Annotated in this window: 29 protein-coding genes; 10 read left to right on the forward strand and 19 right to left on the reverse strand. The window is 68.6% G+C overall.

The annotated features are described in order from the left end of the window. Positions 1–54 precede the first annotated feature (54 nt). Together ACFVYE_RS32050 and ACFVYE_RS32055 are read right to left on the reverse strand one after the other, a co-directional pair. The gene (locus ACFVYE_RS32050) at positions 55–360 is read right to left on the reverse strand and encodes a hypothetical protein (protein ID WP_389607864.1); all 306 of its coding nucleotides are present in this window, start codon (positions 358–360) and stop codon (positions 55–57) included. Between the two features lie 33 nt (positions 361–393). Further along, a complete protein-coding gene (locus ACFVYE_RS32055; RefSeq protein ID WP_389607865.1) occupies positions 394–918 on the reverse strand; it encodes a hypothetical protein in 525 nt (174 codons plus the stop codon). 202 nt (positions 919–1,120) lie between these two features. On the opposite strand from ACFVYE_RS32055, the gene ACFVYE_RS32060 reads away from it, so the two are divergent. From ACFVYE_RS32060 to ACFVYE_RS32095, 8 genes are all read left to right on the forward strand, one after another. Next, positions 1,121–1,411: a hypothetical protein gene (locus ACFVYE_RS32060; RefSeq protein WP_389607866.1), complete on the forward strand. Its 291-nt coding sequence runs from the start codon at positions 1,121–1,123 to the stop codon at positions 1,409–1,411. Positions 1,412–1,483: 72 nt separating this feature from the next. After that, entirely contained in the window at positions 1,484–1,936 is a 453-nt protein-coding gene (locus ACFVYE_RS32065) for a hypothetical protein (protein ID WP_389607867.1), read from the forward strand. After that, complete coding sequence (locus tag ACFVYE_RS32070; protein ID WP_389607868.1) at positions 1,933–2,094, forward strand: hypothetical protein; 162 nt, start codon at positions 1,933–1,935, stop codon at positions 2,092–2,094. Before ACFVYE_RS32065 ends, ACFVYE_RS32070 begins: the two co-directional genes overlap by 4 nt. Further along, a complete protein-coding gene (locus ACFVYE_RS32075) occupies positions 2,091–2,699 on the forward strand; it encodes an HNH endonuclease signature motif containing protein (protein WP_389607869.1) in 609 nt (202 codons plus the stop codon). The genes ACFVYE_RS32070 and ACFVYE_RS32075 overlap by 4 nt, the downstream gene beginning before the upstream one ends. Continuing rightward, on the forward strand, positions 2,696–3,175 hold the full coding sequence (locus tag ACFVYE_RS32080) for a hypothetical protein (RefSeq protein ID WP_389607870.1): 480 nt from the start codon (positions 2,696–2,698) through the stop codon (positions 3,173–3,175). The genes ACFVYE_RS32075 and ACFVYE_RS32080 overlap by 4 nt, the downstream gene beginning before the upstream one ends. Beyond that, the gene (locus tag ACFVYE_RS32085) at positions 3,172–3,900 is read left to right on the forward strand and encodes a hypothetical protein (RefSeq protein ID WP_389607871.1); all 729 of its coding nucleotides are present in this window, start codon (positions 3,172–3,174) and stop codon (positions 3,898–3,900) included. The genes ACFVYE_RS32080 and ACFVYE_RS32085 overlap by 4 nt, the downstream gene beginning before the upstream one ends. Positions 3,901–4,368: 468 nt before the next feature. Beyond that, a complete protein-coding gene (locus tag ACFVYE_RS32090; RefSeq protein WP_389607872.1) occupies positions 4,369–5,190 on the forward strand; it encodes a helix-turn-helix transcriptional regulator in 822 nt (273 codons plus the stop codon). 159 nt (positions 5,191–5,349) lie between these two features. Continuing rightward, a complete protein-coding gene (locus tag ACFVYE_RS32095) occupies positions 5,350–6,399 on the forward strand; it encodes a PhlD (RefSeq protein ID WP_389607873.1) in 1,050 nt (349 codons plus the stop codon). 110 nt (positions 6,400–6,509) lie between these two features. Here the strand turns inward: ACFVYE_RS32095 and ACFVYE_RS32100 are convergent, their stop codons facing one another. Beyond that, positions 6,510–6,959, reverse strand: a complete 450-nt coding sequence (locus tag ACFVYE_RS32100; RefSeq protein WP_389607874.1) for a hypothetical protein — start codon at positions 6,957–6,959, stop codon at positions 6,510–6,512. 93 nt (positions 6,960–7,052) lie between these two features. Between ACFVYE_RS32100 and ACFVYE_RS32105 the strand changes: the two genes are divergently transcribed. Continuing rightward, a complete protein-coding gene (locus tag ACFVYE_RS32105) occupies positions 7,053–7,502 on the forward strand; it encodes a hypothetical protein (RefSeq protein WP_389607875.1) in 450 nt (149 codons plus the stop codon). A 33-nt stretch (positions 7,503–7,535) separates the two neighbouring features. On the opposite strand, the gene ACFVYE_RS32110 is transcribed toward ACFVYE_RS32105, so the two are convergent. Beyond that, entirely contained in the window at positions 7,536–7,745 is a 210-nt protein-coding gene (locus ACFVYE_RS32110; protein WP_389607876.1) for a hypothetical protein, read from the reverse strand. Positions 7,746–7,868: 123 nt separating this feature from the next. Here ACFVYE_RS32110 and ACFVYE_RS32115 point away from each other — a divergent pair, with 123 nt between their 5' ends. After that, on the forward strand, positions 7,869–8,804 hold the full coding sequence (locus tag ACFVYE_RS32115; RefSeq protein WP_389607877.1) for a Ku protein: 936 nt from the start codon (positions 7,869–7,871) through the stop codon (positions 8,802–8,804). On the opposite strand, the gene ACFVYE_RS32120 is transcribed toward ACFVYE_RS32115, so the two are convergent. From ACFVYE_RS32120 to ACFVYE_RS32190, 15 genes are all read right to left on the reverse strand, one after another. Beyond that, positions 8,801–9,130, reverse strand: a complete 330-nt coding sequence (locus ACFVYE_RS32120; protein WP_389607878.1) for a DUF6233 domain-containing protein — start codon at positions 9,128–9,130, stop codon at positions 8,801–8,803. The two genes, ACFVYE_RS32115 and ACFVYE_RS32120, sit on opposite strands and share 4 nt — an antisense overlap. Positions 9,131–9,135: 5 nt before the next feature. After that, a complete protein-coding gene (locus ACFVYE_RS32125) occupies positions 9,136–9,498 on the reverse strand; it encodes a hypothetical protein (RefSeq protein ID WP_389607879.1) in 363 nt (120 codons plus the stop codon). A gap of 258 nt (positions 9,499–9,756) precedes the next feature. Beyond that, a complete protein-coding gene (locus ACFVYE_RS32130) occupies positions 9,757–10,413 on the reverse strand; it encodes a nuclease-related domain-containing protein (RefSeq protein WP_389607880.1) in 657 nt (218 codons plus the stop codon). Next, positions 10,410–10,640, reverse strand: a complete 231-nt coding sequence (locus tag ACFVYE_RS32135; RefSeq protein ID WP_389607881.1) for a hypothetical protein — start codon at positions 10,638–10,640, stop codon at positions 10,410–10,412. The genes ACFVYE_RS32130 and ACFVYE_RS32135 overlap by 4 nt, the downstream gene beginning before the upstream one ends. A 106-nt stretch (positions 10,641–10,746) precedes the next feature. After that, the gene (locus tag ACFVYE_RS32140) at positions 10,747–11,289 is read right to left on the reverse strand and encodes a helix-turn-helix domain-containing protein (protein WP_389607882.1); all 543 of its coding nucleotides are present in this window, start codon (positions 11,287–11,289) and stop codon (positions 10,747–10,749) included. After that, positions 11,286–11,741, reverse strand: a complete 456-nt coding sequence (locus ACFVYE_RS32145) for a hypothetical protein (protein WP_389607883.1) — start codon at positions 11,739–11,741, stop codon at positions 11,286–11,288. The genes ACFVYE_RS32140 and ACFVYE_RS32145 overlap by 4 nt, the downstream gene beginning before the upstream one ends. Before the next feature lie 56 nt (positions 11,742–11,797). Next, positions 11,798–12,190, reverse strand: coding sequence for a hypothetical protein (locus ACFVYE_RS32150; RefSeq protein WP_389607884.1), 393 nt, complete (start codon positions 12,188–12,190; stop codon positions 11,798–11,800). 2 nt (positions 12,191–12,192) lie between these two features. Beyond that, positions 12,193–12,633 carry a hypothetical protein gene (locus tag ACFVYE_RS32155; RefSeq protein WP_389607885.1) on the reverse strand — a complete coding sequence of 147 codons (441 nt, stop codon included), beginning with the start codon at positions 12,631–12,633 and terminating at the stop codon, positions 12,193–12,195. 2 nt (positions 12,634–12,635) lie between these two features. Further along, on the reverse strand, positions 12,636–12,806 hold the full coding sequence (locus ACFVYE_RS32160; protein WP_389607886.1) for a hypothetical protein: 171 nt from the start codon (positions 12,804–12,806) through the stop codon (positions 12,636–12,638). Positions 12,807–12,817: 11 nt separating this feature from the next. After that, positions 12,818–14,236, reverse strand: coding sequence for a DNA-methyltransferase (locus ACFVYE_RS32165; protein ID WP_389607887.1), 1,419 nt, complete (start codon positions 14,234–14,236; stop codon positions 12,818–12,820). Further along, entirely contained in the window at positions 14,233–14,544 is a 312-nt protein-coding gene (locus ACFVYE_RS32170; RefSeq protein ID WP_389607888.1) for a hypothetical protein, read from the reverse strand. Before ACFVYE_RS32170 ends, ACFVYE_RS32165 begins: the two co-directional genes overlap by 4 nt. Further along, a complete protein-coding gene (locus ACFVYE_RS32175; RefSeq protein ID WP_389607889.1) occupies positions 14,541–14,819 on the reverse strand; it encodes a helix-turn-helix domain-containing protein in 279 nt (92 codons plus the stop codon). The genes ACFVYE_RS32170 and ACFVYE_RS32175 overlap by 4 nt, the downstream gene beginning before the upstream one ends. Beyond that, positions 14,819–14,959, reverse strand: coding sequence for a hypothetical protein (locus ACFVYE_RS32180; protein ID WP_389607890.1), 141 nt, complete (start codon positions 14,957–14,959; stop codon positions 14,819–14,821). Before ACFVYE_RS32180 ends, ACFVYE_RS32175 begins: the two co-directional genes overlap by 1 nt. Before the next feature lie 142 nt (positions 14,960–15,101). Then, positions 15,102–15,590: a hypothetical protein gene (locus ACFVYE_RS32185; RefSeq protein ID WP_389607891.1), complete on the reverse strand. Its 489-nt coding sequence runs from the start codon at positions 15,588–15,590 to the stop codon at positions 15,102–15,104. Continuing rightward, positions 15,587–16,117, reverse strand: coding sequence for a DUF3560 domain-containing protein (locus tag ACFVYE_RS32190; protein ID WP_389607892.1), 531 nt, complete (start codon positions 16,115–16,117; stop codon positions 15,587–15,589). Before ACFVYE_RS32190 ends, ACFVYE_RS32185 begins: the two co-directional genes overlap by 4 nt. Between the last annotated feature and the right edge of the window lie 25 nt (positions 16,118–16,142).

A 16,142-nucleotide genomic window follows, 5' to 3' on the forward strand; every position in this document is an offset into this window, starting at 1 on the left:
AGTACCTGCGTAGATCCGCCGCCCCTGGCCGGAAGGCTGGGGGCGTTGTCACGCCTACCGGGCTGCGGTGGCCCAGCGAATCCACGCCATGAGGCCCTGCACCGCCGCCTGCTGACGGGTCGGCCACCTGTCCCGGGTACCGGTCCGGCCAATGGCGGGCAGGTAGTACTTCCACCCGTTCCGGCCGCTGCGCGTCGCGCCGCCGTACGACGGGGTGACGACCACGAGGACCGTGCCGTCGTCGGCTGTCACGTTCCACTCGTTGGTCGTCGACCACGACGCCGCTTTTGCCAGCTCGGCAGTGTCGGCGATGGCGCGGGCCTTCGCTTCAGTGAGGCGCTTCGGGCGGTTCGTCGTCATGGTGCGCAGTCTGCCACCAGGCTTCGCCTGCGGTCAGAGTTCGACGACGGCCCAGATTCGGCGCCCGTCGGGCCCGGCGTCGGTTCCGCACCCGGTGACGGCCTGGTGTGCGGTGATCTGGTGCAGGACATCCCCGCCCTCGTCGTCGTGACCGGTCGTCAGGGCGGTGTGGTGGGAGAGGGCGAGGATGCACGCCTGCCCGTCCTGATCCGACAGGTGTACCGACACCTTCATCCCGCCGTCGGCGACCGCGGCCTCGACGAGGAGCGTCGTCACCGCTTCCACCGCCGTGACCGTGCCCACGGTCGGCCGGTACCGCCACTTCCCCAGCTGCTCCACCACCGCGGTCCGGGCTTTCCCTGCCGCCCACGGGGCTGACTCCAGCGTCCAGTTCGCCCCGCGCCGGTTCACCATGCCCACCCCGCGGCGTGCCGTCGGCACGACCGGGCCGTGTACGTCCGGGCGGGGCGGGTTCGGCGGCTTCTTCGGCGGTGGCGGGGTCTTCGGCGGGTACGACGGCGGGTTCGGGTTCGGGCCGGCTTCCATGGGCTGTGACACGGGGCCTCCCAGGGTGCGGGGCGGGGGTGGGGCCGTCCGGTCAGCGTAGGCGTGGCAGGGGCGGTAGGGGTCGGTTCGGGCGGATGAGGCCCTGGTTGCGTGGGAGTTGGGGCGTACCAGACTCGCCCATTCCCGCATTCCCATGGTGTCCACAATAGGTTTTAGGGTAGAGTGAGACTCCCACTCAGTGAGGAGCCACGCCGTGACGGAACTTCAGCACCGCCAGAACGCCAGCCACGCCGCTTCGGGCCAGCCCACCGTCTGGATCCTCTCCGAGGGCGAGATGCACGAGGGCGGCACGATTATTGGCGTCTACCTGGACCGAGACCTCGCCCGAGGCGCGCTCGTCGCCAAGGCGCAGGAGCTGAACGACCGCTTCACGATCCGCGACGCCCGCCAGGAAGGCGACGGCTCCATTCACGTCGAAGGCGGATGCGACTGGATCGCCCTCGAACCGCACCCGGTCGTCACCGCGCTCGAACTCGACGCCTGACCCCGACCGGGGGCAATGCAGCGCCGATTCCGCGCCACCCTGAAACCAGCCCCCTTCCCCAGGAGCCGCCACATGCCCAACACCCTGCCCGAGTGGCTGATCGCCTACATGGACCAGCGCGCCATCAACCGCGTCAACGCCGTGAATAGCGTGCTCGCTGACCTCACCGAGCGGGAGCGCGGACTTGTCCGCGACGCTGCCGTCATGGGCTACGTGCGCGGCAGCCTGCACCCGAAGGGCGAGGAGATCCCGCTCGACGCAGGAATCGTCGCGGATGTCATCCACGCCTGCCTCTCCCGCACCGACCTGTACCCAACCCTCACCGGGCACGTCCCCGTCCCGGTCTGCGCCGAGTGCGACCACGCGGAAGACGAGCATGAACCGGGCGACGATCCCGTCACCCCCGGCACCTGCGCCGCCTGTGACGAAGACGAAGACCGCCACGACTTCAGGCCCGCCGATGGGTCGGCCGCTGTGGCGCAGCAGCCCGCGGCAGCCGACACCTCCGAGGAGCCGACCTCATGACCACCCCGTCATCCAGCCCTCGAGGCGAGCGGCCCGGCCGCCCCGGAACCCAGTGGGGCACCGTCCTCCGCACCACCGGCGAGCACGTCATACCCGACGACGCACCCACACCCCACGCCAACCGGGCCGCCCGGCGAGCAGCACGGAGGAAAAAGTGACCGACCGCATCTGCGCCGCGTCCGGCTGCATGAAGACAATTCATGCCCGTGGCCTTTGCGGGCCGCACTACAACCGATGGAAACGCAGTCGAGACGTTCAGGCAGAACCGCTACTGAACCTCTCTGGCGACATCGAAGAGCGCTTCTGGGCGCGCGTCGACAAAACCGACAGTGGCTGCTGGCTGTGGGTGAGCAGCAGCCGAGCAGGCAACTACGGCGACTTCCACTTCGCAGGGGTTCGATACCGAGCCCACGTGTGGGCCTACGAGCGATTTGTCGGCCCTGTGCCAAAGGGGCTTCAGCTTGACCACCTCTGCCACACCAACGACTCGTCCTGCGCCGGCGGCGTGGAATGCCTGCACCGCCGCTGCGTGAACCCGGCCCACCTGGAGCCGGTCACGGCCAGGGAGAACATCCTTCGTGGAAACAGCATCCATGCTGCGAACGCGGCCAAGACACACTGCGTCAAGGGCCACCCGTTCGATGCCGCGAATACACACGTCAAGTCACGTGGCAACCGCGTGTGCCGGACCTGCCAGCGCGCGTCCATGGCCAGATACCGGGCCCGCAAGAAGGCCAGCACGGACATGGGAGACCCCTCATGACTCAGCGCATCTCGCTCGACGACCTCACCAGCGACGACCTCGACCAGCTATACACCCGCGCCGAACGGGCCGAGCAGGAGGCTGGGGCCACGGCCACCGCAGCGGCCCACCTCACCACCCTTGTGGGGAAGCGTGCTGAGAAAGCCGAGCGGTCCGCCGAGAAGCAGTGCCGCCGCGCTAAGAGCGCCGAGACCGAACTGCACGTTCTCCGCTCGGGCCTTCGCGCCAACGGCGCCGACCCCACCCAGATCCAGAATCTGTGGGCACAGATCCGCCTCCGCAACCGGCAGTGGCGGGAAACGAAGCAGCGCGCCGAGCAGGCCGAGGCCGCCATCGAACGTGTGCGGGCTATCCTCGCCGATCCGCTGCTGCACACCACCGACCCGGAACGCCAAGGCGAGCGCTACCTCGCCCGACAGATCCGCGCCGCCCTTGACCAGGCGCAGCAGCCCACCACCACGGAGGCCGGCCAGTGACGGACGCCCAGCCCGAGGACAACGCCCCGGAGCGCACCCGGGAGCAGCGCCTGGCCGAGCTCGCCGAGAAACTGTGCCGCAGCTACACGTACGGCATCGGCCTCGACGAGACGCAGCAGACCGATCCGCAGGAAGCTGGCGCGCACTGGGACGCCGCCGAGCATCTCCTGCCGTGGATCGACGAAGCGCCGAAGCGTGAAATCCGGGAAGCGTTCGGGCGCGGCTACGACAAGGGGCGTGACCGCGGCCGCGCCTCACAGGCCCGCCACGTGGATCAGGCCGAGCGGGTCGCTCGGTCAGCTGCACGAGATGCATCCGCCGCCCTGACCGCCCAGCTCGCAGCCGAGACCGCACTTGACGCCACGTACCGCGAGCGCGCGCACCTCGTTGCGCTCCTGGCCGCTCTCCACCCCTCACACATCGGGCGCACCGACCCGAACGCCCCCGAGTGGGCCGTCGTCACCGTGGAAACCCCGGCTGGCCAGATGACTTGGCACATTGCCGAGCGGGACATGGACCTGTTCGCCCACGTGCAGCCGACGAACCGGATCTGTCGCGGCTGGGACGGCCACACCACGGAGGAGAAGTACCAGCGGATGCGGGACCTTACCGAAGTCACCCCGTGCCTTCTTGGCCAGGACGATCTGATTGAGCGGCAGGCAGAGCACATCAAGCGGCTGACCAGCCGAGTGGCTGAGCTGGAGAAGCAGGCGGCTGGCGACTGACTAACGTTCTGCGCCCGGCTGGAACCACGGGCGTCTGGTGGGCCGTGAGGGATATGGGTGCAGTCGGTGCCGTGGCCGCTACGTGATGGCGAGTGACGGCACCGACCACAGTCGGCGGCCCCAGGAACCGCAACGGGGAAGAACGGAAGACGCGGCCCGTGCTGCGAAGCTCCGACCCTGAAAGGCGGAATACGGGACACGCCCTACTCTTCCCGCCACTGTTCCGACGGGCTGCAGGATTTCTTGCCCCAGAGTCAACCGGTCCTTTTCAGGAAGCGGTCTAGTCAAGAATCCCGCGCATGTAGCACTGTGATCACGGTCCGGCAGGTCCGCAGGCCAGTGCCCCACGTCGAACATCATGACGGGTCGACAGATGGTTATCTACGTCCGATTTTTATCGCTAAGCGCCGTGAACATAAATAGGATTCACGGCGCACAACCTGTCCCATACACGGGGGATTTCACCGTATGAACAAGAAGGCGCTACGCAATCTCCTCAAGGAACGCCGTGCCCTGATCCAGCCCGAAGGGCATGGGTTTGAGCGCCCGACCGGGCAGGGAAGGCGCGCCCCCGGCCTGACTCAGCACCAGGTCGACCAGATCCTTCACGAGACGCCTGGCAAGTACCGTCGCCTCGAGTCCGGGGCCTGGCCGCGGCCCGACATCGACTTCGTTCGCCGCGTCGCCCTGCTGTTCGCCTTGAACGAGCAGGAGTGGAGGTCGCTGTGCCGGTACGCCGGGATAGGTGACCCGCCCGGCCCGCTCACCCCTGAATCCGGTAAACAAGTCCCAGGGGTGTGGCAAGAAGCCGTCAACGGGATGGCGCACATGGCGTACGTGACCGACGCGTCGTGGGAACTCATAGCCCACAACCAGGCCTTCGCTCGCATGTTCCCCGACGGGCGCGTCCCCACGAACACCATGCGGTGGATGCTCCTCGACCCCGACGGGCGGAACACTCTCACCAACTGGGCAACCGCCTGGGCGCCCCTCGTCCTCCCCCAGCTCCGTGCCGCACTATCTGGCCGCCCCGACGACGACATCCTCCAGCAGCTCGAGAAGGAAGTCCTGGCCGACCCCGACTGTGCCCCGATCTGGGAGGCCGGCGGCGCCCACATCCACCCCGACGGCGACGAACGCCCCCTCCTCCACGCCCAGGACGGGCCGGGCTGGGTCACCATGTGCGCAGCCGAGCCCATGACCGCCCCCGGCGCCCGGTTGATCGTCCTCGTGTTCCACCCCGGCACCCGCCGCGCCCACCTGCGCACCCCGATGCTCCGCGCCCACTGACCCCATGCCCCCGGATTGGCAACAGCGGCCCACTGCCGAAGAACAGACCGCACGTTCTGTTCCTGGCAATGCTCTGAGCAGGGGCAACACCCCGCCCACCGTGGCTTAGGTTGTGCTCACCCCCACACCGCCGCTGGATCCTGCCCGCCGGAGGATGACGTGCCCGCCTACATAGCCCGCCCCAGCACCGTGTTCCCCGTCCACAAGGTCACCACCGCCGAGATCAGCGACGACATCCGCACCCACCACCCCGACCACCCACGCCTCGGCGCGATCCTCCGCATCGTCGCGAACACCGGAGTCCACGCGCGGTACTTCACCCGCCCCCTGACCGCCCCGACCGTGTCCGGAACCGCGGGTATCGGGGAACGGGCCACGGCAGCGTTTGCCGACGCCCTGGACCTTGCCGAACAGGCAGCCCTCCGCACCCTGGCGACCCACGGCGTCGCAGTCACCGACATCGACGCCATCATCACCACGCACTCCACCGGGTGGTCCGTCCCCAACCTCGACATCCACCTGGTCGACCGGCTCGGCCTCCGCCCGAAAGTCCGCCGCATCGCCCTCACGACCATGGCCTGCGCCGGCGGCACCCAAGCCCTGATCCGGGCCGTCGACATGGTCACCGCCCGCCCCGGGACCACCGTTCTCGTCATCGCCGCGGAGGTCATCTCCGCTGTGTACAACCACGCCGACACCAAAATCGAGCACATGATTTACAAGGCCTTGTTCGGGGACTCCGCCGCCGCAACCCTCGTCACCAACCAGCCCCTCGGCCCCGGCCTGGCCGTCGACACCCCCGCGGACACGTACGAACACGTCCTCCCGAACAGTCTCACCCGCTACCACGGCCGCGTCGACCACACCGGCTTCCACTTCGACTCCACGAAGGAAGCCCTCACCGCAGCCGACGACGTCCTCCCCCACCTCCTGGACTGGCTCGGCCCCCGCATCGTCGACTTCGCCGTCATCCACCCCGGCAGCGCCCGCATCATCACCGACACCGCCACCGCCCTCGGCCTCGACACCCACGACACCCGGCACAGCACAGACACCCTCGCCGACGAAGGAAACTTGGGCGGCGTCTCGGTCCTCCGGATCATCGAGCGCACCCACACCACGCCCCCGCCCGCCGGGGCCACCGGTGTTGCCGTCGCGTACGGGCCCGGCTTCGTCACCGCCGCCCTTCGCGGCACCTGGCACGCCTGACCCGCGGCCACTGTCAGACCCTCATGCCACCCTGTACCAGCCCGGTGGTGACCTCACCTCGAAGCCGATGCCACCACCGGGCATAAGGACTGCCCGTCACGCCGACTACTTCAGGCAGGCTCTCCGCCCATGCGCTGGAGAGTGGCCTGGCGCAGCTGCGCAAGCAGCGGCAGCACATCATCCGGGGACGCATCACTGACCTTGACGATGTAGCTGATGACGGCCCGCGCAATGGCCTCCGCCTGACCCGGACTCGCCGTTGATGCGATCTCCTTGAGCGTCTGAATGAGGATCTTCGACACGCGTACGACCGGGTCGGCGTGCATCGCCTCCGTGGCGGCCTGCAGCTCCTGCCGGGACAACCCGTCGCGAATACCGAACCGGCCGGCCAACAGGAGCTGCATGACGCTGTCACCGAGCTGGGCCACCAGGACCGGCGTAGACACCTCCCCCGGGCCGTGGTCCAAGAGCGCCGCCATGTTCGCCGCATCCTCCATCCAGACCGCCTCGAGGTACCCGCAAGCACGCAGAATGTCATCCGGGGCCATCACGTCAGCCACTACCTGTACTCCCACCATGATCAGCCCAGGGCGGGCATCCTGGACTGTGACCCGTACGCTGCACTGCACCGCTCCCGAGAGGAAGAGCAAACCATGACGACTGACGGTGCGAGGCGGGCCCCCTCCACCCGCTGGGAATACGCGGTGTCGGCAGCAGACCAACTGATCCTGTGGCATGCCAGCCGCCACCAGCCTGAGTTGCTCCAAGAGCCGCTCAGGACCCGAGCGGTCGTGCTGCTCGCTGCCTGCGTAAACGACCGCGCCGTCACCCAGCACCTCGACGGCCCCGACATCGCAGCAGTCTCCCTCGGTGAAGTACTCACCGCCCTGGATTGGTACGCGGTCTCGTCCCTGGAGAGCAGCGGCGCCCCCGCCGGCAGTGGTGGTGAGGAATGCGCCGAACTCCTGCAGGCCTTCGGGACGGACAAGTTCAACGCTGTCCGCGCCGCCGCACGCGAGGCCCTGAAGGGTCACCTGGCAGACGGCGGGCCTCATACCCGCATCACCGACCGCCGCCAGGCCCTGCGCGGGATCACGCTCTGATCTGAGCCAGGTGGAAGCGCAAGGGGTGGCTGCTCACGCCGCTTCATACCGGTGCGCCCGACCGCCGCGCCATTCAACCCAGTGCGGGTCGTCGAGGAGATCCCAGGCGTCATCGAGGCCGGCACGCCTCAGGAACTCGACGAGGTCGCGGTCATCATGGGCGACCCCTGTGATCTGTCCGTTGATGGCGACATTGCGCCCGCCCGACAGGGACAGGCCGTGGACGACTACCGGGACGCTCATGATTTCAGGGTGGACCGGGGTGACGGCGGGCGCATCCGGCTGGCCCAGGTGCGCAGGTCCCGGTCCGGCGTGAGGATCGGAGTGCGGGCGGCGGCCCGACACTGACGGTCCCAGGAGGTAGGCATGCCGTCGACGATCTGGAGCGGGGCAATCTCGTTCGGGCTGGTCACGATCCCTATTCGCGTCTCGGCTGCCACCGAGAACCGATCGATCAGCTTCCACCAGTACCACCTGGGGGACATGGGGCGGATCCGCACCCGGAAGGTCTGCGAGCTCGACGGCGAGACGCTCGGGCAAGAGGAGATCGGCAAGGGATACGAGCTCACCAAGGACCAGGTCATCCCGGTCACGGACGAAGAGCTCGACCAGATGCCCCTGCCCACCGCGAAGGCGATCGAGATCGTCGCGTTCGTCGACCGCGAATCGATCGACCCTGTCCGCATCGCCGACAGCTACTACCTGTCCGCGGATGGCGCTGTGGCTGCCAAGCCCTACGTGCTCCTGCGCCGCGCGCTGGAGCGGAATTCGAAGGTGGCCATCGCAAAGTTCGCATGGCACAACCGCGAGCGTCTCGGACTGCTCAGCATCCGCCACGACGCCCTCGTCCTCCACTCAATGAAGTGGCCCGACGAGCTGCGCTCCCCTGACGAGCTCACCCCGAAGCCGGTCGACCTGGACCAGGACGAGCTCGCCGAGGCCATGAAGCTGATTGACTCCATGACCACCGACGACATCAGTAGCTACCGCGACCACTACCGCGAAGCGCTGGAGGAGCTCATCGCCGCGAAGGCTGAGGGCAAGGCCCCACCCGAGCCAGCCGAAGAAGGGGAAGGCGCACCCGGCGGTGTCATCGACCTGATGGCCGCCCTGAACGCCTCAGTGAAGAAGGCCAAGGAATCCCGCGGCGAAGGCGAGCACGCCACCATCCATGAGATGAAGCCCAGCAAGAAAACAACCGCGAAGAAGACCACGACCAGAAAGACCGCAGCCAAGAAGACGTCGTCAACGAGCGAGACTGCGGCGAAGAAGACCGGCGCCCGGAAGCCGAAGAGCGCTTAGGTCAGACCCGTCTCGGGCTTGCAGATCTGGCACGGTTCGATGTCCGGCTCCGCCAAGGCGATGATCGCTTCCTCTCGATCGAGGAAGCCCATCTCGCTCGAGTACAGGGAGCAGTCCCCGCGGTGCAGCAGCGCCGCCACGTTCGACCTTTGCGGCTGGATCTTCCACCGCTGTCCCGCCCGCGCCTGCTCGGCCCGCCGTTTGTCCTGCAGCTCCTGAACTTCCAGCTCCCGTATCCGGCTCCGTACCTGTCGCAGCTGATACTCCAGCCACTCGGCGAGGGCACGGTTCTTGTCGAGTGGAGTCATCCCACCGGGGTCGGACACGACACTCAGCCTGCCGGGCTGTCGGCCGGCTCACGGGCGTGCTTCAGCGCCATGCGGGCATCGACACAGTCGCCGACATCGACGGAGTCCCAGAAGGGATGCGTGGACACGGTGATGGACAGCTCGAGCAACCGAGCCCGGAAGCGGGCGACCTTGGCGTGCTGATCCTCGGTGTACCCGGGACTGTCCGGCTTCGAGGAGATGTAGTTGCTGTGGAGCTGCTTGTCGCTCTCCCACCCAGGCATTGGCTCGGCCGACCACGGCAGCGTCTTGGCGTACTCCTCGTACGCGGCGCGCGTCTCATGGAGAGCGATCTGGGCGTCGAGAAGGTCCTGCGGGAAATCGAAAGCGGAGCTGTTCTTGGGCACGCGCCAATGCTACGTCTGTTCGAATATCGGATGCGAATGGGCGCACCGAACCACACCAAAACAGGTCACCCACCCCCGAAACCCCGCCCAGAACCGCCCACCCCTGCCACACTGGACCCGGCCCCGCTGTCGCCCCCGTCAGCGGGGCCACCACCCCAAAGCCACCCATGACGTACAGCACGCTGACACACGAAATCGGTCCGTCATCCCCCCCAGGAATGACGGACCGCCCGCTGATCAGCACCGCCACCGTACGGCTCAGCCGGGCTCCGTGTACGGCAAAAGCACCGAATCCACCCTCCCCGCCACCGCGGCCGCACGGCGCAGATCCGTCGCCTTCGGCGCGCCAGCCAGTGTCGGGAGCAGCCGATCCGGGCCCAGCACGTACACCGGACCATCCCAGCCCTGGACCCGGGCCTCGAGATAACCGCCGGCCACCGCGGAGCCGTGCACGACGAGGAGCGGCAACACCGACACCCCCGCCATACCCAGCGCCGCCTCGACCAGCCGCGCGTACCCGGCAACCTTCCCCACCTCGCCGTGACGGTCCTCCGCGCCGCAGCACACCCGGCCATTGACCAAGGCTGTGGGCCGGCCGCGGTGCCAGTTCTTCGTGTCCAGGACGACGACCGCCGTACCGCACGGAGAGACGAGGACGTGGTCCAGGTTGAAGCGGCGTCCGCGTAATCGGAGGTCGTGCCGTATTACCCAGCCGCGGGCCTCGAGGGCGGTCAGCATTCGGGCTGTGGTCTCCTCCCCCGCGGCGCCATGCTGCCACCGGGCCGCCTGAGAGTCCGCCCGCCGGACACCGGCCGTACGGACGCCCAGGAGGGCCAAAAGGCGCCGCCACAGGCCACGCCGGGCACCCGCACGCAGAGCAGCAGCATGCGCCGCCGCCGAGTTCCGGGACGTCATCGGGCCTCCCGGCGAAGCGTTGCCCCGCGGCGGCGCTGCTGGCGGGCGCTCAGCCGGGCCAGGGCCGCCTCGAACGGCATCAGCACCGGGAACAGGACCGCCACGCCCGCGAGACGCGCCCACAACGGCGGCCACTGCCCGGTGGTCAGGTACCAGATGCCAGCGAACAGGGCGCCAGTCAGGAACCAGATGAAGAACATGGCGAGACTGAACTCTCGACGGAACATGTGCCCTCCCAGGGCGGTGGTGTGACGGTGGGTTACGAACAAGCGGGTTGTACTGGCGGGTACGGGTCTCCACCCCGGCTGAGGAGAGACTCAGCACCCAATGTGGTCACGCTGCGTCGACTTCATGACGGTCGTTGAACAGCCCGCGGTCCTCGGCAACCCGCACCGCAGCCGCCCGGCGCTCCCTCTGCGGAAGATGCGCAACCCCCAGCAGCCGGTACGACTCCGACAACCGGGCCGCCACCACCTGCCGGGTCGTCCCCACCCGGGCCGCGACCTGGGACAGTGGCAGCCCAGTCGACGCCGCCACCCGAAGAATGTGGGCCTGCCGCGGCGTCAGCCCCCGCTCCCGGTTCGCTGCGGTCGGCATCTCCCATGACTCGGACAGCAGGGCGCTCAACGTCACGCCCAGACCGCGGCAGACATCTGCAAGGCCGAGCAGAGGCATGCTCGTCCTCCCGTGCTCCATGTGCTCTATGGCCTTCCGGGACAGACCGCTGCGCCGCCCGAGCTGGTCTTGTGTCCAGCCGCGGGCATGACGTTCGGCTCGTATGCGGTCGCCGACGTCGGCGAGGAACTCTTCGCGGTCCGCAGAGACCGCGGGCCCGCCACCGACCGGCGACGGGCCCACCTGCGCGGGAGCGGTCATGCCGTGCTCCGTGCGGGCTCGGGAACCACGACAACCGTGTGCTTGCTGTACCGCTTGTCGAACTCGGCCTCGGGCATCCACCAGCACTCGCAGCCCCACACCGTGCCGCCACCATCCAGGTCCAGGCGCGGGTTGAGATCCATACCCGTGAGCAGCTCAGCGACCTGCTCATCCACCGTCATGGCGGCCCGCTTGGTCTCCCGCTCGGCGCGAAGGCGCCGGTACTCGGCCAGGTTCTGATCGGCTTCCTCCCGGGTCTGCTTGCCCTGCCCCACCGCCTCGTCGAGGTTCCGGACCATCCACGCGTCATCAGCCTCGCGCAGCCCATCGACGTTCTCGTTCAGGGACTCCTCGACCACACGGCGGGCCATCCGCACCGTGTCGTCCGACCAGTTCCCCGCCCCGGGGCGGGAAAAGTCGCCGGCGTACACGCCACGCCCAAACAGGAACACAGTGGTCTCTGTAGCGTTCCGAATGGCTGCGATACGCGTTCCAGCAGACCACGCGCTCATGCCTGCAGCTCCCTCTCGTGGCGCTCAGTGGCCTCTTTCGCCTGCACGGCAAGCTGCTTGGCCTCCTGAACCCACTGCTCCATCACGTCCCAGCTCTTCGCGACGTGCTGCGCCGTCCAGTCCGTGTGCTCCTCCGGGTCCGGGCCGTCCCCGAACGGGCCCTGGTACCACTCGGCGATCTCAGCAGCCCTGTCCGGTGCCACTTCCATCAGGGCGTGCAGGGTGCGGGCGAACCCGGCGGCCACAGCCCCGGTGGTCATCTGCCATCCCATGGCAGCCGGGTGCTTGGGGAGCGGAGAGACGTGGGTGCGCATGTGCAGCTCGGACAGATCGACGAGCAGCTGCTCCGGCGTCTGGACTTCCTCGGTCGTGTCGACGGTGTCGGTCATGGTCAGTTCTCCTTCGTGGCGTGCTGGCGGCGGATGGTGCGGCGGCGGCTGAGCGGGAGCCGGCCGGACGGGGACGACTGCCGGCGCGGCGGCATCAGTGCCGGGGTCGGTGCGGGTACGGCGGGCAGGTCGTGGTGCCACATCTCGATCCACACCCCGTTCGTCCGCCACACGCACACGACACGACCGGGCCGGTACTCGAACACCGGCCGCAGGTCACCGCTGCGTCCGAGGACGAGGGGGTAGGCGGACGCGAAGTGGTGCAGCGCCTCCTGGGCGTGCTCGCCGATCACCTGGACGGTCAGGAGCGGCGCCCCGTCCTCCGCGTCACCGACCCGCCAGTCCGGAACCAGAGCGGACGGGTACCGGTCCCGAACCGCCAGGTACCAGGACCGGACAGCGGACAACTTCGTCTCGATGAGGGCATCGGCGAGCTCAAGCATGGTCAGTTCTCCTTCGGGGCGGCGCGGCGGGCGCGCATGCGGGCGAGGGTCTGGTCTTGGGTGGGCGGGGTCCACGTGTGCCAGCCGGCCGTCGGCTTCCATCGCTGCATGTGCTCGCGCTCGTCGAGACCGCAGTGACGGCAAGAGTTCGGGGATGGGATACGGGCAGTCATGACTGGCCCTTTCAGGCGATGTCGGAGAACAGGCTGACTGAGCACGGCTCACTCAGCCGCTGCACGCACAGGCGGGCATAGGGCTCGTGCTGCTCGACGCCAATGGCGTGCATGTCCTCGCGGAGGGCCGCGGCAAGAGTGGTACCGGAGCCAGCGAACGGGTCCAGGACGGTTCCGCCGGGCGGGGTGACGAGGCGGGCCAGCCACTGCATCAGAGCCAGGGGCTTGACTGTGGTGTGCGCGGTGCCGTCTTCGAGCCGCGGTCGTTCGGATGCTGGGGCTTTCGCCTCGTACCGGAAAGCGGGGAAGAAGCGCGCCTCTTTGCCGAGTTCGGTGACGGGGCAACCCGGGCTGCAGGCGGCCTCGCAGCCGGCCCCGTGCCCGAGGAGGATGTTCGTGGGCCAGCGGCCGGCGGCGTGCGCCGAGTCCTCACGGACGCCGGTCCACTCGCCCAGCGTCGCCCCGTTCCGGGGGCTGCCGATGCCGACGACTGACGCGCACTTGTCGCGGTAGTCCTGCCCTGCCTCGGTGCGGCAGGCGTCGATGTTGAGGGCGCCCGTGCCGTGGCGCAGCACGTTGGCGACCGTTGAGTCGTACCCAGTGGACTTTCGGGCCATCACGATCGGCTCGTGAGCGGGCTTCAGCGCTGTGTTCCAGCCCTGCCACTGGCGGGCGGCCTCGGAGGCGGGGGCTGTGACCCGGTCGTCGCCGCTGAAGTTGCCGTACAGGTGATCACTCTTGCGCTCGGGCGCGTTGCGGGTACCGATCACCTCGCGCAGGCCCCAAGCCTCAGCTGTGGTTCCCTTACGGCCATTCAGCTCTGCGACGATGGGCAGTATCTGGGTGTCGTCGAAGCCCAGTTCATTGCGGAGCCGGTCCCACTGCTCGGGCTGTGGAACGATCGCCGCTTTGCCCTGGGTGGTCCAAAGGCCGGCCATCCCGCTGTAACCCCACAGGGCGTCGATCTCCCGGTTTGTCCATCCGGCTGCATCACGGGCAGCTGCGAGCCATGCGGTGACCTGCAGCACCTGCTCCCGGTCGTCACGCCGCTTGTCGATCGACTTGGCAATGTCCTGGCCCTTGGGGAATCCGCTGCCGTAGATCCAGTGCAGGCTGTCGCGAATCTCGAACCCGGCGTCCTCGATGGCAACAGTCATCCGGTGGTAGGTGCGGGCGGCGCCGAACGCGAGGAGGTGCCCGCCCGGCTTCAGGACACGCCAGCACTGCCGCCAGACGTCGGCGTTGTAGGCGATGCCCGTGGAGTCCCAGGCCTTGCCCATGAAGCCGAGCTCGTAGGGCGGGTCGGTGACAACCGCGTCGACCGAGGCGTCGGGCAGGGTAGCGAGAACGTCACGGCAGTCGCCGAGGTGAAGCGTGACGCCTTCGGCGGTGAAGTACGGCTCCATCAAAGGCTCCAGATGGTTGGTCACGTGGTGGATGAGGTGTGGACGCCGGTGAGGGCGGTGAGGAGCGTGGCGGTGAGCAGCACCAGCCCGATAGCGAGGGCGGCCGTGTCGCGGATGGCGGTGGCGGCTTCTTCGACGGCGTCTTCGGGGTGCATGCGGAACCCGAGGGCGCCGACGAGCAGCACAGTCGTGAGGAACGCAACCAGGCCGAGGCCGGCCTGCCATCCGAACCCGTCCAGCACGTGCGACAGGGCGTAGGCGGCGGCCAGGCCCAGCAGGGCGAGGATGGGGCCGCGGACGGTCAGCCAGGTGTGGTGGGCGATCTGCTTCATGCGGCATCACCCCGCAGCGCTGCGAGGAGCGTGGCCCGGTTCGCGGCCTGCCGCGCCGGTGACAGCGGCATACGGCCCTGCGGCGGCTGGTAGTCACGGACCCGGCCGGTGGGCACGGCTTCCGCGTACAGGCGGCCAAGGTGGTCGGCGGGCGGGAGGCGCAGTGCCTGCCGGGTGTAGGCCACGGTGGAGCGGTCGCAGCCGAGGCGGTGAGCAATGGATTCGTTGGTGTGGCCCTCACGGATGAGGCCGGCGATGTCGGCGCGAACCTTCATCACAGCCCCCGGTTCTGGCTGCGGGCCATGCGGAGGGCGTTTCGGCGGACCGACTTCTCGAAGGCCGTCCATCCGGCGTTGCGGGCGTTGCGGCGGGCGAGGAGGCGTTTCAGCTCGGCGGTGGCGGTGTGGTCGGCCATGGGGTTCTCCCGTCAGGTCTCTGGGGTGGGGTCACCGGCCCGCGCTCGCCGGGGGTGTGGGCGTCGGGCCGGTGGTTCTTCGGCCGGTGGTGTGCCGGCCGGGTTTGCCGCACCCTCAGGGCGAGGGGCGGCGGCTCGGTGGTCAGGACGTCAGGGACGCTTCAGCCCACTCGCCGCCCGCGGTCTCGCGGTGCAGGAGGCGCCCAGCCCACGGCTTCCAACCGTGCTTCTCAGCCAGCTCGGCTCGACCCGAAATCCACTTCTCCGCGTCCTCTCGGGTCGCGAAGGCGTGCGAGTAGGCGGCGTAGTTCCAGTCACCACCGGGGTGGACGGCCCACAGCAGGTGCGCCTCGCTGCGCTCCTTCTCCTCCCGCAGGTGCGCGGACCAGATTCGGTCGACGGCCTTGTATCCGACCGTTTCGGACCACGTCTCGACGTCCGCGACGTGAGCCTTGTACAGGGCCTTCAGGCCGCGGCCCTTGCTGCTGCCCGCGAGGTCCGAGGTCTCGAACTTGGGGGCGTAGTTCTTGGAGGCGTACGAGTACCCCTCGTTCTCGACCTTCCAGACGAAGCCGACGAACTCCAGCCAGTCGTAGTCGGTCATGTTCGTGGGGTTCTGGATGTTGGTCACTGGCTCTCCTGGTCAGGGTTGGTGATGGTGATTCCGTCTCGGGTGCGGAACAGCACCCGGTCGTACTCGCGCTTCGGGTCGTCCCAACCGCCGCCACCGCCGTCGAGGGTGAGCGTCTTCTTGTTGACCCGCTTCACCCGGTAGGTGCTGGTGCTGGTCTCGAAGACGCGGACGGTAACGATGTCGCCGGGCTGGAAGTCGCTGGGCTGCCACGGCCGGGCCCGTGTGCTGGTGATGGCAGTGATCTCGGCTGCGGCGTCAGCGTTCGCTTTGGCCCATTCGGCTTTGCACTGTGCGGCTTGGGCGGCCTTGTACGCGTCGAGGGCGCGGTCGGAAGCGGCGTCAGCACGCTTCCGGTCGCGGAGCGCGGACCGGTAGGAGTGGTGGCCGACGAGGAGCGGCTGACCGCCGGCGAACCGGCCGTACATGCCGGACGCGGACTGGGACGCCCGGTCGGCCTTGGCGGCGAGTTCGTCAGCGCGCTTCTGAGCTGCTTCGGCTTTCTGGCGGGCAGCGTCTCCGTCCATCAGTCCTCCTTGGCGTGACTGGTTT

Source organism: Streptomyces sp. NPDC058239 (assembly GCF_042882185.1).
Lineage (GTDB): Bacteria > Actinomycetota > Actinomycetes > Streptomycetales > Streptomycetaceae > Streptomyces.